Here is a 13150-nt window from a genome sequence, read left to right on the forward strand (position 1 = left end):
GTGCGTGGGGGGCTACAGCGCTCTCAGGCCCTCGATCACCTCGCGCAGGATGCGTTCGTCGGGCAGCTGCGCCGGTGGCACGGGGCGGCTGACGGTGACGCAGCCGAGTTCCAGGAGGTCGCCGAGGAGGACCCTGACCACGCCGACGGGCAGGTCCGCGCCGGCGGCGAGTTCGGCGACCGACTGGGTCTCCGGGCGGCACAGGTCGAGGAGGTTGCGGTGTTCCGGGCCCAGCGGGGCGTCGTCGACGCCGGGTGCGCCCGGGTCCAGCGTGACCAGGGCGATCAGGTCGAACCGGACGCCGGTGGGGCCGGGCCGGGTGCGTCCGCCCGTCATGGCGTAGGGGCGGACGAGCGGGCCGGCCTCGTTGTCGTACCAGTGGCTGCCCAGCTCGTGCGGGGTGCCCGTGATGTCCTCGGTCATCTGCGCGGACCGTTCTCCCGGTTCATCCGGCGGCGGGTGGCCGCGCGGCCACGCGGGGCGCCGTGCCGAGGTGCTCGCCGACGCGTTTGACCAGGCGTGCCATCTCGTAGGCCACCAGGCCGATGTCGGCGGTGACGGCGGTGAGGAGGGCGAGGCAGGAGCCGTCGCCCGCGGCTGCCACGAACAGGAAGCCCTCGTCCATCTCCACCATGGTCTGGCGGACCCCGCCGGCGCCGAAGTGCCGTCCCGCGCCCTTGGCGAGGCTGTTGAAGCCCGAGGCGACCGCGGCGAGGTGCTCGGCGTCCTCGCGGCGCAGGCCGGTGGAGGCGCCCACGGCGAGGCCGTCGTTGGACAGCACCACGGCGTGCCGGATGTCGCCCGCGCGGAGCACGAGATCGTCCAGCAGCCAGTCGAGTTCGCCGGAGCGCCGGGCGGACTGTGTGCTCGGGTCCTGGATCATGCGGGGTCTCCTTCGCTGCTGTCGCTGCCCGTGACGGGGCCGGGAGTGGTGCCGCGGCCGGGGTGCCTGCCGCCGCCGCGCGCCCAGCCGTCGCGGTAGGCAGCCATGCGGTCCTGTACGAGTTCGGGGGTGCGCTCGTCGTCCCGGGGGGCGGGCTCCGGCGGCTGTTCCTCGGGGCGCTTGTCGCGCAGTTGGGGAGCGAGGCTGGCCTGCCGTACGCGGCGCGGGAGGTCGTCGGAGTCTTCGGGCTGCTGCGGTGGGCGGTGCAGTCGCAAGGTGGCGACTCCTGGGGGTGGGGTCTGGCTCGGGGTCTCCTGGTGACGCGGGCTGTCCACGTGACGCGAGATCCCCGCGTGACGCAGGGTCTCGGTCTCCGCGGCGGCCGGTACGGGAGCCACGAGGGCGCGCCGGTCGGTCTGGGCGGGGACGGCGTCCTGGAGAAGGGTGTCGTCGGGCACGCGCGCGTAGGCGCGTTCCTCGGACCGGCGCACGGGTTCCGCCGCTTCGGGGGATCGTTCCGCCGCCCCTGTGTGGAGCAGGGCCGTGGGCAGCAGGACGACCGCGGTGGTGCCGCCGTACGGGGAGGTCCTCAGGTGGACCTTGACGTCGTGCCGGGCGGCGAGCCTGCTGACCACGAACAGGCCGAGCCGGTCGCTGTCGAAGAGGTCGAGCGCCTCGGACTGGGCGATGCGGTGGTTGGCTTCGGAGAGGGTCTCCTTGCCCATGCCGAGGCCGCGGTCCTCGACCTCGACGGCGTAGCCGTTGCCGACGGGTTCGCCGGTGACGCGCACGCGCGTGTGGGGCGGGGAGAACTGGGCGGCGTTCTCGATGATCTCGGCCAGCAGGTGCGTGAGGTCGGCGACGGCCGCGCCGACGACGGCCGCCTCGGGGAGTTGCCGTACCTCCACGCGCGCGTAGTCCTCCACTTCGGAGACGGCTGCGCGGACCACGTTCGTCAGGGAGACCGGCATGCGCCAGGCCCGGCCGGGGGCGGCTCCGGAGAGGATGATCAGGCTCTCCGCGTGGCGCCGCATGCGGGTGGTGAGGTGGTCGAGGCGGAAGAGGTCGCTCAGCTCGTTCGGGTCGTCGGAGCGGCGTTCCATGCTGTCGAGGAGGGCCAGTTGCCGGTGGACGAGGATCTGGCTGCGGCGGGCGAGGTTGACGAAGACGCCGGAGATGCCGCTGGCGAGTTCGGCGCGTTCCACGGCGGCCCGCAGCGCGGCGCGGTGGACGGTGGTGAGGGCCTCGGCGACCTGCCCGGTCTCGTCCTCCGCGGGCGCTCCCGGCGGGGCCTCGGCACCGATGTCGATCTCCTCGCCGGCGCGCAGTTTCCGCATGGCGTCGGGGAGTTTACGCCGGGCGATCTCCAGGGCGCTGTTGCGCAGGCTGACCAGTTCCACCACGAGGCCGCGTCCGATGCGCACGGAGATGACGAGCGAGGCGGCGACGGCGGCGAGGCCGAGCAGGACGGCGGCGCCGGCCGGAGTGAGCAGTCCTCGGGTGAACGGATCGGCACGTTCCGCGACCCCGCGTGCCGCGTCGTCCTCGATGGTGCGCATGCCGTTCTGCACGCGCGCGTGTGCCGTGTTCCAGGTGCTGTCGGGCGCCGCTTCGACCGCCTTCGCGCCCGGCCGGCCGGCGAGAACGCGGTCCTCGGCGTCGCCCAGGCCGGTGTAGGCGCTGCTGTCGGCGAGGGCGTCCCATGCGGAGCGTTCGGTGCCGCTCAGGTCCGCGACGGCCGACTCGGTGAGCGTACGGCGCCGGTCGACGGCGCCGGTGAAGAGCCGGAGCCGTTCCCCGGTCAGGGTGCCGTCCAGGCGGGCACTCGCGAGCACCGCGTCCTCCTGGGCCAGTGCCTCGCCCGCGCGGGCGAATTCGAGCAGCACGCGCGCGTCGGAGCCGAGGTCGGCGTCCCGGATGCCGGTGAGGGCACCTCCGACGCCGAAGGCGGCCGAGATGGTCCGGGTGTAGCGGTCGTACGTCTCGGCCCAGCCCACGCGGCGGTCCTGCACCGCGGTGCGCAGCGGCCGCAGTTGCTCGGCACCGGAGACGAACGCCTTCAGCCGCTGGGCGACTCCGGCGGGCAGTTCCCCGCTGTCGGCGACGGTGGTGTCCTTGCCGAGCCGTAGTCGGGCGACGGCCCGGTCGGTGCGCCGGGCGAGCTCGTCCAGTTCGTCGGTGCGGACGGCGGACGGGTCGGTGGCGTGGCGGACGGCGGCCGCGCGTTCGGCCTGGAGGGCGGCGACGGCGGTGGAGACGGGGGCTCGGACCGTGGCGTCCACGCGCTGGACCTGCCGCAGCCGGGAGACGTCCTGGGCGGTGGTGACGGTGGCGTAGGCCCACAGGGCCAGCAGGGAGACGACCGGCACCATCAGGAGGCAGACGATCTTGGCACGTACGGTGCGGGGGCGTATGTGCCAGCGATCCGCGCGCGTGGTCGTCCCGTCGGGCGCGGTGTCCGAGGGCGTGTCGGGGCCCTCGTCGGCCGGTGGCCCGGCGTGCGCTCGGCGACCGCGCACGGGTGAGGATGGCGCCTCGGCGCCGGCTGTGGGTGGCCTACGGGGTGTTCGCATGGACTCCTCGCTCGGGAGTGGGTCGGGGCGTGCGGGCGGCCGTCCCGGCTGGGGCGGCGCACCGTCGTCCGAGCGCGCTATGGGGCTCGGGGCGCTGTGTCGGACCCGGGGCACACTGTGTGGCTCGGAGCGCACGGTCGGGCTTGGAGCGCACCGGCCGGGAGAGGGCGGCCCGTCCATGCCCCGGGGGGGCCGTTCAGGCCGTCGGGTGCGCCACCCGGGCCGCTGGGCCGGCCCTCCTGACCGTCGGCCCTCCCGACCGCCGGACGCGCTGTCCGCGAGGCCCGCGCCCTGCACCGCCCGGGCCCGCTCTGCCAAGGCCGGCGCTCGCCTGCGCGGCTAGGGGGCGACGCTCTGCACCGGCGCCTGGGCCGAGGCGGACGCCGCACGCTCCCCCGCTGTCGGCGACAGCGCGACGAAGGCCGAGGTCAGGAAGAGATAGGAGCCGAGGCCGACGGCGAGGGGGAAGATGAACTGCATCGCCGCGGCCCCGGGCAGGGCCTCCCCGGAGGGCGTCACGCGCACGCCCACCGCGAACATCCCGGTGTAGTGCATGCTGCTGACGGCCGCGCCCATGATCAGGGACGCGATGGTGACCGCCACCGGCGACTTGATGTTGAGGGCCGCCCACAGGGCCGCCGTCGCGGCGACGACGGCGATCAGGACGGAGAGCCCGACGAGCAGCGGGTCGTACGTCACGTCGCCGTGCAGCCGGACGGCCGCCATGCCCAGGTAGTGCATGCTCGCGACGCCGAGGCCGGTGGTGAGGCCGCCGATGAGCAGGGCCCGGCCGCGGTCCCTGCTGTAGCCGACGGCGAAGACGCCGGCGCAGACGACGACCATGGCGACGAGCAGGCTCAGAAGGGTGAGCGGCACGTCGTAGCGGATGTCGGTACCGGTGACGGCGAAACCGAGCATGGCCACGAAGTGCATGGTCCAGATGCCGGTGCCGATCGCCGAGGCGGCGGTGACGAGCCAGTTGCGGCGCGAGCGCCCGGTGGTGGCGAGTGCGCGGACGGTGCAGCGCAGACCGAGCGCGGCGCCTATGCAGGCCATCACGTACGACAGTGCGGGGGTCAGCCACCCCAGGGCTGCGTGGTCCAGGTGTCCCATGGCCCCGGGACGCTAGACCCGGCAGGGGCGCGTGAAGGGGGCGCATTTCGAAAGGTGTTGGAATATGACCCAAGGATGTACCGGAATGATCGGGTCACGCTCGAACGTGTGCACAGAGGCGTCATCCGTGCCGGTGAGGAATCATGCGGTACATGAGCGACGACCAGACGCGTGTCCAGGAGTTCTTCACCGCCCGCGCCGCCGACTGGGACAGCCGCTTCCCCGACGACGGTCCGGCCTACGCGGCCGCGGTCGCCGAGCTCGGACTGCGGGCGGGCGACCGGGTGCTCGACGCGGGGTGCGGCACCGGACGGGCCCTGCCGCCGCTGCGAGCCGCCGTGGGGGCCTCGGGCGTGGTCCTCGGGGCCGACCTGACGCCGGCCATGCTGCGGGAGGCCGTACGGGCCGGACGGGACCGTGACGGGCAGTTGCTGCTCACGGACGTCGCCTCGCTGCCCCTGCGCTCGCGGTCGCTGGACGCCGTGTTCGGGGCGGGCCTCATCTCGCACCTCGGGAGCCCGGCCGAGGACCTTCGGGAGCTGGCGCGCGTGGTGCGCCCCGGTGGGGTGCTGGCGCTGTTCCACCCGATCGGCAGGGCGGCTCTCGCAGCACGCCACGGCCGCCCGCTCACCCCGGACGACCTGCGCGCCGAGCCCAACCTCCGTCCGCTGCTGGCCGGTTCGGGATGGCGCCTGGCGTCGTACGTCGACGAGGACTCCCGTTTCCTCGCGCTCGCCGTACGCGAGGACTGAGCCGCCTCGTCACCCGGCCTCGGCCTCCGGCACCGCGTGCCGCACGGGGCAGCCCCGCAGGCCCGGGACCGGGCGGGTGCCCAGGTCGGCGACCCGGTAGCCGTACGGGTAGCCCTTGATCTCCCGGTTCTGGCGGGCGAAGTGCGGGGCGCGCCGGGGCGGCAGCAGGCGGACGGCACGGCCCCGGAGCCGGACGGCACGACGCACCCACGCGCGCGTGGCGGCACTCGGCGGGGTGTAGCGGAAGGCGCGCAGCAGCGAGTCGTCGAGCAGCGCGAGGGTCGTGGTGCGCAGCAGGGGTGCGAGCGGGCCGGGGTACCAGGAGGCCATCAGGTCGAGTGTGGCGTCCGAGACGCGCCGGGCGTCCTCGTCCCAGGCGAAGTGGGCGGCCTCGTAGGAGTCGAGGCAGGTCTCGAACTCCTCGTAGGACTCGGGGATGTCCTTGATGCCCATGTGCCGGCCCAGTGTGCGGTAGTGGACGACACTGGCGACGATCTCGTGGCGTGACATCCTGCGCCAGCCGTAGGCGTCGATCCACCGCTTGGGCATCACGACGAACGTGCAGAGCACGTAGCGCATGTCGTCGTCGCTGATGTCGTAGCTGCGGTGCATCTGGTTGATGCGGCGGATCGCGGTCCTGCCCTGGTCACTGCCGAAGCCGTGCTCGACGACGGTGTCCAGGAGCAGCGAGGTGTCGTCGTAGCGCTTCTGCGGCCGGTCCGTGAGCTCCGCCGTGCGCGCGAGCAGCCGGCCGATGCCGGGGACGGCGTACGTGCGGTACAGAGCCAGCTCCAGGGCGCGTGTGAAGTCCCAGGGGAACTCGTACGCCACGCTGAGCCGGTAGATCTCCGTGGCCTCCTCGTACGGGTCCATCCGCCGGATCTGTTCGAGCCGCGAGAAGCGCTTCACCGTGCCGTCCCCCTTCTGCCGCAGGTTCTGCAACTTTACGTTGGTGCCCGGGAGATGAACGATGAGGCACGACAGGCACGCAGGGGGAAGGTGGTCAGCATGTGGGGCAGGTTCCGCAAAGCCGGGGGCAGGGTCGCTGATGTCTTGCGCACGGAACCGAGGGCCGATGGGGACAAGCGTCCGCACAATCTTTTCGAGGCCGCGGCGAGCTATGTCACGGCCTGCGCGGAGGACGACCAGGAACGGGCCGACGAGGCGGCCGGCTGGGTGTCCCCGGAGGCGCTGTCGTTCGGCGTGAACGAGCTGGCCTGCCGGGCCGTGATCGCGCTCGCCCGGGAACGCGGCGAGTCGCCGGAGACCGTGGCCCGCGACTTGCTGGGGCTGCCGGCGGCATGATGCGCACGGGCCGGACGGCCGATTCGCCCCGTCCGCCGGAAAACTGCAGCTCCGCGAGCGCCTGCGAGGCCGTGACAAGGGGCTTCCCGGCGCACTAGGGTGCGCGCCGGTGGACGAACCGATGGGGAGGCTGGGATGGCCGGGACGGACGAGGAAGCCGTCGCCGCCGAGGACGATGCGCTCTATGTGCTCACGGCGGTGCTGCTGACGCCGGCGAAGTTCCCGAGTGTGCTGGGCGACGACTACCCCGAGGCATGCGCGGCGCTCGGTCTCGCGCCGCTCGCCGACGGGTACGGGCTGGTGCTCGGCCAGGACGGTGAGGGCGCCCGGTGGACGGTGGCCATCGACGACGTCTCCCTGGTGGCCGTCGCGATCGCGTCCTGGGACTGCGGCATGGAGTACGAGCTGTCGCCCGACGAGCGCACGGTCGTCGCGGCCATGCCCGGCTGGCCCCTCGCGGTCGCCGTCGCGGCACCCGGGGTGCCCGCGCCGCACGATCCGGGCCCGGAGGCCGACGACCGGCCCCCGCTGGCTCCGCCGGACACCACCGTCTGGGGCCCGGCCCAGCGGCGCCTGGGCGCGGACGAGATCGCGCTGCAGTGGGCGACATGGCGGGCGCAGCTCGACGACGCGGAGTTCCCGGCACCGGGGTCCTCGGGGACACCGGGTGACGGAGGCGGGGCGGCAGGCGGTCCGGACGGACGCCCGGAGAACGGGCCGAAGGCCGGCCACAGCGGCATCCGGCGCGTCCTCGCGGAGGCCCGCGCCTACATCGACTCGCCGCCGCCGCTGGGCCGGGTCCGGTCGTCCTTCGCGCCGGGTGACGCCAGGACCCTGCGCGCCGACGGTCCGGGCTGGTCACTCGTCGCCAGGACCGACGACATCGCCTTCGTGCTGCTCGACGAGGAACCCGGCGAGGTCCTGCCGGTGGGCCGGGGGCCGGAGCTGCCGGGTCTCCTCGAGGCGCTGGACAAGATCGCCGTACGGCCGAACTGAGCCGGTGCGTCCGGGCCGCACCGGCTCAGTGCCTCAGCGGCCGAGCTCCTTGCGGGTGGTGCGGCGCAGCCTGCGCCGCTGCGATGGGTCCAATGTGAGGTACGCGGCGGCCGGGACTCCCAGGATGATCAGGAGCGATGCCCACCAGGGCAGCCAGATCAGCAGGATGAGCCCGACCGCCACACCGCCTGCGGCGATCTTGGCGTTCTTCGACATGACTGTCGCCTCCTTCGCGGCCACTGCCGCTCTCTGTCTCGAAAACGGACCCGCGTTCACGGCGGTTCCGGACCGCGACCCTGAGACATCCCTGAGGTGTGACCTCGACGCACCCCTGAGACCTCCATGGTGACCCAGCTCACAGCCGAGTCATACCCATGTGTTCGGGAAGTGCTGTACTCTCGGCGGCTCCGCTCCCACTAGTCAAATTTGAGGAATTCGCCATAGCCGAGCATTCGACTCCCCCGGCACCCTCCTCCGACATCTCCGCACTGGCCTTTTACCACTCCGTGTTCCTGCCCGGCGACCCCGCACGCACCGGCAGCGTCGCGTTCTGGCGACCCGACGGCGCTGCCCCTCGGGCCGGGGCGTCCGCGTCCGTCACGGACCTGACCGTCGTCGTGCCCCATGAGGGCGGGGTCGAGGAAGCGTGCGTGCCCGCCGTCCTGATGCCGGTGCGCACGGCCCTGCCGCTCCTCACGCGTGCGCGTGCCGATGGGCACGGGCACCGGTCCACCGCGTTCTGGGGCGCGGCGGCCCTGCACGCCCTGCACCTCGTGGCGCGCGGACTGCTGCTGCCGGGGCTGTCCCCGGACGACCACGACGCCTGGCGCACGGGCCCGCTGCGCGCCCAGGACGTCGAAGCCCTGCGCCGCCTCGCCGCCGCGATGCCGCCCGAGGCGCACGCCGTGCCCCTGGACGGCACCGCGCCGCTGCGGCTGCCCGACCCGGAGCAACTCCTGCGCGCCTTCCTCGACGCGGTCGCCGACACCCTGCCCCGCTCCCCCGCCGCACCGCTGTTGACGAACGGCCCCGCCTACGCCGCGCCGGAACCGGTGCGGCTGCCCGAGCAGCGCGCCTGGGCCGCCGACGTCGCCGCGGGCCACGACGCGGGCGTGCGGCTGTCGCTGCGCATCGAGGCGGACGGACTGACGGACGCGGCGGACGACGGCACGGACGTGACGTTCCGGGCCGTGCTCCAGGTGCACAGCGTCAGCGATCCGGCGCTCGTCGCGGACGCCGCGGACGTATGGGCCGGCAGTGGGGGCGAGGCCTTCGGTCCGCGCGCGCGGATGGACGCACTGCTCGCCCTGCGCCGGGCGGCCCGGGCCTGGGCCCCGCTCACACCCCTGCTGTCGGCGTCCGTGCCGGACGCGGCCGAACTCGCCGACGAGGAGGTCGCCGAGCTTCTCGGGGCGGGCGCCCTCGCACTCGGTGCGGCCGGAGTCGACGTGCACTGGCCGAAGGGGCTGTCCCGTGAGCTCAGCACGCACGCGGAGGTGGGGCCTTCCGACGGCGAGCCGGAGTCCGGCGAGGCCTTGACGGCCATGCCGTCGTTCCTGTCCGCCGACGCGCTGCTCGCCTTCACGTGGTCGTTCGCCCTGGGTGACAGGCGACTGGACCGTGAGGAGCTGAACCGTCTCGCCGAGGCCAAGCGCCCGGTGGTGCGGCTGCGCGACCAGTGGGTCCTGATCGACCCTCAGGAGGCGCGCCTGGCCCGTTCCCGGCAGGACCGCAAGGTGACGCCGGTGGACGCCCTGGGCGCGGCCCTGACGGGCTGGGCGGAGGTGGAGGGCCGCCGGGTCGAGGTGCGGCCCACCGGGTGGCTGGCGGCGCTGCGGGAGCGGCTCGAAAATCCCGAGGCGCAGCAGCCCGTGGAGCAGCCGGCCGCCCTCGCCGCCACTCTGCGGGACTACCAGCGCCGGGGCCTGAACTGGCTCGCGAGTATGACGTCGCTCGGACTGGGCTGCTGCCTCGCCGACGACATGGGCCTCGGCAAGACGATCACGCTGATCGCCCTCCACCTGCACCGGCAGTCCGACGCCGGGTCCGCCGGGCCCACCCTGGTGGTCTGCCCGACCTCCCTGATGGGCAACTGGCAGCGGGAGATCGAGCGGTTCGCGCCCGGCACACCGGTGCGCCGCTTCCACGGCGCACGGCGCGGCCTGGAGGGCTTGGCCGACGGAGAGTTCGTGCTCACCACGTACGGCACGATGCGCCTGGACGCGCCCCGGCTCGCCGGAGTGCCGTGGGGCATGCTCGTGGCGGACGAGGCCCAGCACGTGAAGAACCCGTACTCCTCGACCGCTCGGGAGCTGCGTTCCATCGGTGCACGCGCGCGCGTGGCGCTCACGGGCACCCCGGTGGAGAACAACCTGTCGGAGCTGTGGGCGATCCTCGACTGGACGACTCCAGGTCTGCTGGGCCGGCTCGGCACCTTCCGCCGGCGCTACGCGGAGGCCGTCGAGGGCGGTCAGGACCCGGCCGCGGCCGACCGGCTGGCCCGGCTCGTCCGGCCGTTCCTGCTGCGCCGCCGCAAGTCGGACCCGGGGATCGCGCCCGAACTGCCGCCGAAGACGGAGACCGATCACGCCGTGTCGCTCACCGAGGAGCAGGCGGCGCTGTACGAAGCCGTGGTGCGCGAGGCGCTCGCGGAGATCTCCGGCGCCGGCAGCATGGCCCGGAGGGGCCTGATCGTGAAGCTGCTGACCGGCCTCAAGCAGATCTGCAACCACCCGGCGCAGTACCTCAAGGAGGAGCGCCCCGTGATCACCGGGCGCTCCGGGAAGCTGGAGCTGCTGGACGAGCTGCTCGACACGATCCTCGCCGAGGACGCGGGCGTGCTGGTCTTCACCCAGTACGTGCAGATGGCCCGCCTCCTCGAACGGCACCTGTCCGCCCGCGGCACGCCCTCGCAGTTCCTGCACGGAGGGACGCCCGTCCCCGAACGCGAAGCCATGGTGCGGCGCTTCCAGGACGGCGAAGTGCCGGTGTTCCTGCTGTCGTTGAAGGCTGCGGGCACCGGGCTGAACCTCACCCGGGCCGAGCACGTCGTGCACTACGACCGCTGGTGGAACCCGGCCGTCGAGGCGCAGGCCACCGACCGCGCCTACCGCATCGGCCAGACGCGGCCCGTGCAGGTGCACCGGATCATCGCGGAGGGAACGATCGAGGACCGCATCGCCGAACTGCTGCTGCGCAAGCGGGAGCTGGCGGACGCGGTCCTGGGCGCCGGCGAGGCGGCGCTCACGGAACTGACGGACGCGGAACTGGCGGATCTGGTCGAACTGCGAGGGGGCCTGCGATGACTCGGCACGATGGCGACATGGAACGCACCTTCGCCGCGCTGCCGCCCGCCCACGGGCGGGGCTTCGCGCAGACCTGGTGGGGCCAGGCCTGGCTGACGGCCCTGGAGGGCACGGCGCTGGACTCGAAGCAGCTCAAAGCCGGCCGCCGGCTCGCCCGCGCGGGTGCGGTCGGCGCGGTGTCGGTGCGCCCGGGGCGGCTCACGGCCGTCGTCCAGGACCGCGACCGTACGGCGCACCGGGCCGACGTCCTGCTGGAGGAGCTCTCGCCCGAACAGTGGGACCGCTTCCTGGACATGACGGTGGAGCGGGCCGGTCATGTGGCGGCCCTGCTGGACCGGGAGATGCCGCCGCACCTGGTCGAGGACGCGGCGGACGCGGGCGTCGAACTGCTGCCGGGCCTGGGCGATCTGGAGCCGGAGTGCGACTGCGAGGCCTGGGACCACTGCGGGCACACGGCGGCGCTCTGCTACCAGGTGGCACGGCTGCTGGACCAGGACCCGTTCGTGCTGCTGCTGATGCGGGGGCGTGACGAAGCCGCCCTGCTGGCGGACCTCCAGGCGCGCAGCGGCGCTTCCGCGGCGGGCTCCTCCGGGCCGGAGGGCGTGGACGCGGCCGAGGCGTACGCCGCCGGTGACATCCTGCCGCCGCTCCCGGATCTGCCCGAACTCCCCGACGCGCCCGGTCTTCCACCGTCCCTGGACGCCGAGACACCGCCCGCGCCCGGCATCGACCCGGCCGCGCTGACGTTCCTGGCCGCCCAGACCGCTGTACGGGCCCACCGCCTGCTCAAGGAGACGCTCCGGGGCACCTGCTGCGCGGAGTTGACGCCCGGGCAGGACGCGGTACGGCTGGCCGCGGGTGAGCCCGGCCAGGAGATGACCGACCGGCTCGCCGACGGGTCGGGACGCGGCCGGGAGGGGCTGGCGACGGCCGTGCGCGCCTGGCGTCACGGCGGTACGGACGCGCTGTCCGTCTTCGACGAGGAGTGGCGCGTGGAGGGCGAAGCGCTGGCACGCGCGCGTGCCGCCCTGGAGGCGGCCTGGGACACCGGCGAACGGCCGGAGCTGCGGGCGCGGGGCAACCGCTGGACGGTCGTCGGGGCACCGGGCCAGCTGCGCCTCGGCCGGGACGGCCGCTGGTGGCCCTACCGCAAGGAACGCGGTCGCTGGCAGCCCGCGGGAGGCGCCGCCCAGGATCCGGCGACGGCCCTGGCCATGGTGACGGCCCAGGCTCCGGCGGAACTCCCGCCCGGAGAGGGGAACTCCCTGTGAGGATCCAGCGGTACGGCCCGGACGTCCTCACCGTCGCCGACGAACTCACCGAAGCGTACGCCGAGGTCTTCACGGCACCGCCCTGGGAGCCCCGGGACCCCGAGGAGACCCGCGTGGAGTTCCGTGAGCGGCTGGAGACGGACGTGCGCCGGCCGGGTTTCCGGGCGGTGCTGGCGCTGTCGGAGGACGGCGGGGTGGACGGTTTCGCCACGGGCTGGACCACCCGAGCGCCCTTCCGCACCGACCGCGCCTACGGGAAGGTGACCCGGCGGCTCGGTGCGGACCGGGTGAACGAGCTCCTCGTGGGCTCCTTCGAGATCGACGAACTGGGCGTACGCTCCCGGGCCCGCGGTACGGGCCTGGGGCGGCGGTTGCTGTCCGCTCTCGGCTCCGGCGCACCCGGCGGCCGGGCCTGGCTGATGACCTGGAGCGGTGCGCCGGACGCAGTGGCCTTCTACCGCCGCGCCGGATGGTGGGAGCCCGAACCCGTGCCGGGTGAGGAGACGGACATGGTGGTGTTCATCGCCCCGGGCCGGCCGTCCGGCGAGGCCTCCGGCTCGGGGGCACGGGCGTCCGGGCACTAGCTCGCCGGGTCCAGGGACGGGAGGAGCGATTCGAGGCCGCTCGGCAGATCGCTCGGCAGGTCGCTCGGCAGCTGCGTCGGGAAGCCCGACGGCAGCCGGGTCGGCAGGTCGCTCGGCAGTCTGGTGGGCAGTTCGGTGGGGATACCGAAGGACGGCGCGGGTGTACGGCTCGTGCTCTCGCCGGACGGCTCCTCGTCCGACGAGCCGCCCCGGTCCGACGCCATCAGCACCACGAGGGACACGGCGGCGACGGCCACGAACACGGCGAGCAGGATGAACAGCGGATTCCGGCGCCGGGGAGGTCCGGGCGGGTGCGGCGGTACGGGCGGCAGGGCCATACCGACCAGAGTCGCCGCCCGCCGCTCGGG

At 74.0% G+C, this 13150-nt stretch carries 13 protein-coding genes; 6 read left to right on the forward strand and 7 right to left on the reverse strand.

All coding sequences use genetic code 11. From position 1 onward, the window contains the following. Positions 1–12: 12 nt before the first annotated feature. The 4 genes from AB0G20_RS31250 to AB0G20_RS31265 all read right to left on the reverse strand — a co-directional run bounded on the left by AB0G20_RS31250 (position 13) and on the right by AB0G20_RS31265 (position 4569). The gene (locus AB0G20_RS31250) at positions 13–423 is read right to left on the reverse strand and encodes a DUF742 domain-containing protein (protein ID WP_361308159.1); all 411 of its coding nucleotides are present in this window, start codon (positions 421–423) and stop codon (positions 13–15) included. Between the two features lie 22 nt (positions 424–445). Beyond that, positions 446–883 (reverse strand): roadblock/LC7 domain-containing protein, encoded by a 438-nt coding sequence (locus tag AB0G20_RS31255; RefSeq protein ID WP_361308161.1) that lies wholly within the window; start codon positions 881–883, stop codon positions 446–448. After that, positions 880–3456: a nitrate- and nitrite sensing domain-containing protein gene (locus AB0G20_RS31260; protein ID WP_361308163.1), complete on the reverse strand. Its 2577-nt coding sequence runs from the start codon at positions 3454–3456 to the stop codon at positions 880–882. The genes AB0G20_RS31255 and AB0G20_RS31260 overlap by 4 nt, the downstream gene beginning before the upstream one ends. Before the next feature lie 339 nt (positions 3457–3795). Continuing rightward, entirely contained in the window at positions 3796–4569 is a 774-nt protein-coding gene (locus AB0G20_RS31265) for an MHYT domain-containing protein (protein WP_361308165.1), read from the reverse strand. Positions 4570–4721: 152 nt separating this feature from the next. Between AB0G20_RS31265 and AB0G20_RS31270 the strand changes: the two genes are divergently transcribed. Continuing rightward, positions 4722–5321, forward strand: coding sequence for a class I SAM-dependent methyltransferase (locus AB0G20_RS31270; protein ID WP_361308167.1), 600 nt, complete (start codon positions 4722–4724; stop codon positions 5319–5321). A 9-nt stretch (positions 5322–5330) separates the two neighbouring features. Here the strand turns inward: AB0G20_RS31270 and AB0G20_RS31275 are convergent, their stop codons facing one another. After that, positions 5331–6230 (reverse strand): oxygenase MpaB family protein, encoded by a 900-nt coding sequence (locus AB0G20_RS31275; RefSeq protein ID WP_361308518.1) that lies wholly within the window; start codon positions 6228–6230, stop codon positions 5331–5333. Positions 6231–6329: 99 nt separating this feature from the next. On the opposite strand from AB0G20_RS31275, the gene AB0G20_RS31280 reads away from it, so the two are divergent. Then, positions 6330–6626 (forward strand): hypothetical protein, encoded by a 297-nt coding sequence (locus AB0G20_RS31280; protein ID WP_361308169.1) that lies wholly within the window; start codon positions 6330–6332, stop codon positions 6624–6626. 135 nt (positions 6627–6761) lie between these two features. Next, positions 6762–7622, forward strand: coding sequence for a hypothetical protein (locus tag AB0G20_RS31285; protein WP_361308171.1), 861 nt, complete (start codon positions 6762–6764; stop codon positions 7620–7622). A 33-nt stretch (positions 7623–7655) separates the two neighbouring features. On the opposite strand, the gene AB0G20_RS31290 is transcribed toward AB0G20_RS31285, so the two are convergent. Further along, positions 7656–7838: a hypothetical protein gene (locus tag AB0G20_RS31290; RefSeq protein WP_221758675.1), complete on the reverse strand. Its 183-nt coding sequence runs from the start codon at positions 7836–7838 to the stop codon at positions 7656–7658. A gap of 158 nt (positions 7839–7996) precedes the next feature. Between AB0G20_RS31290 and AB0G20_RS31295 the strand changes: the two genes are divergently transcribed. The 3 genes from AB0G20_RS31295 to AB0G20_RS31305 are packed head-to-tail and all read left to right on the forward strand — an operon-like array spanning position 7997 to position 12782. Continuing rightward, positions 7997–10927: a DEAD/DEAH box helicase gene (locus tag AB0G20_RS31295; protein WP_361308173.1), complete on the forward strand. Its 2931-nt coding sequence runs from the start codon at positions 7997–7999 to the stop codon at positions 10925–10927. After that, on the forward strand, positions 10924–12198 hold the full coding sequence (locus tag AB0G20_RS31300) for an SWF or SNF family helicase (protein WP_361308175.1): 1275 nt from the start codon (positions 10924–10926) through the stop codon (positions 12196–12198). Before AB0G20_RS31295 ends, AB0G20_RS31300 begins: the two co-directional genes overlap by 4 nt. Beyond that, a complete protein-coding gene (locus AB0G20_RS31305; protein WP_361308177.1) occupies positions 12195–12782 on the forward strand; it encodes a GNAT family N-acetyltransferase in 588 nt (195 codons plus the stop codon). Before AB0G20_RS31300 ends, AB0G20_RS31305 begins: the two co-directional genes overlap by 4 nt. On the opposite strand, the gene AB0G20_RS31310 is transcribed toward AB0G20_RS31305, so the two are convergent. Next, complete coding sequence (locus AB0G20_RS31310; protein WP_361308179.1) at positions 12779–13120, reverse strand: hypothetical protein; 342 nt, start codon at positions 13118–13120, stop codon at positions 12779–12781. The genes AB0G20_RS31305 and AB0G20_RS31310 overlap by 4 nt on opposite strands. Positions 13121–13150 lie beyond the last annotated feature (30 nt).

The organism is Streptomyces sp. NPDC024017 (genome assembly GCF_040638895.1).
GTDB lineage: Bacteria > Actinomycetota > Actinomycetes > Streptomycetales > Streptomycetaceae > Streptomyces.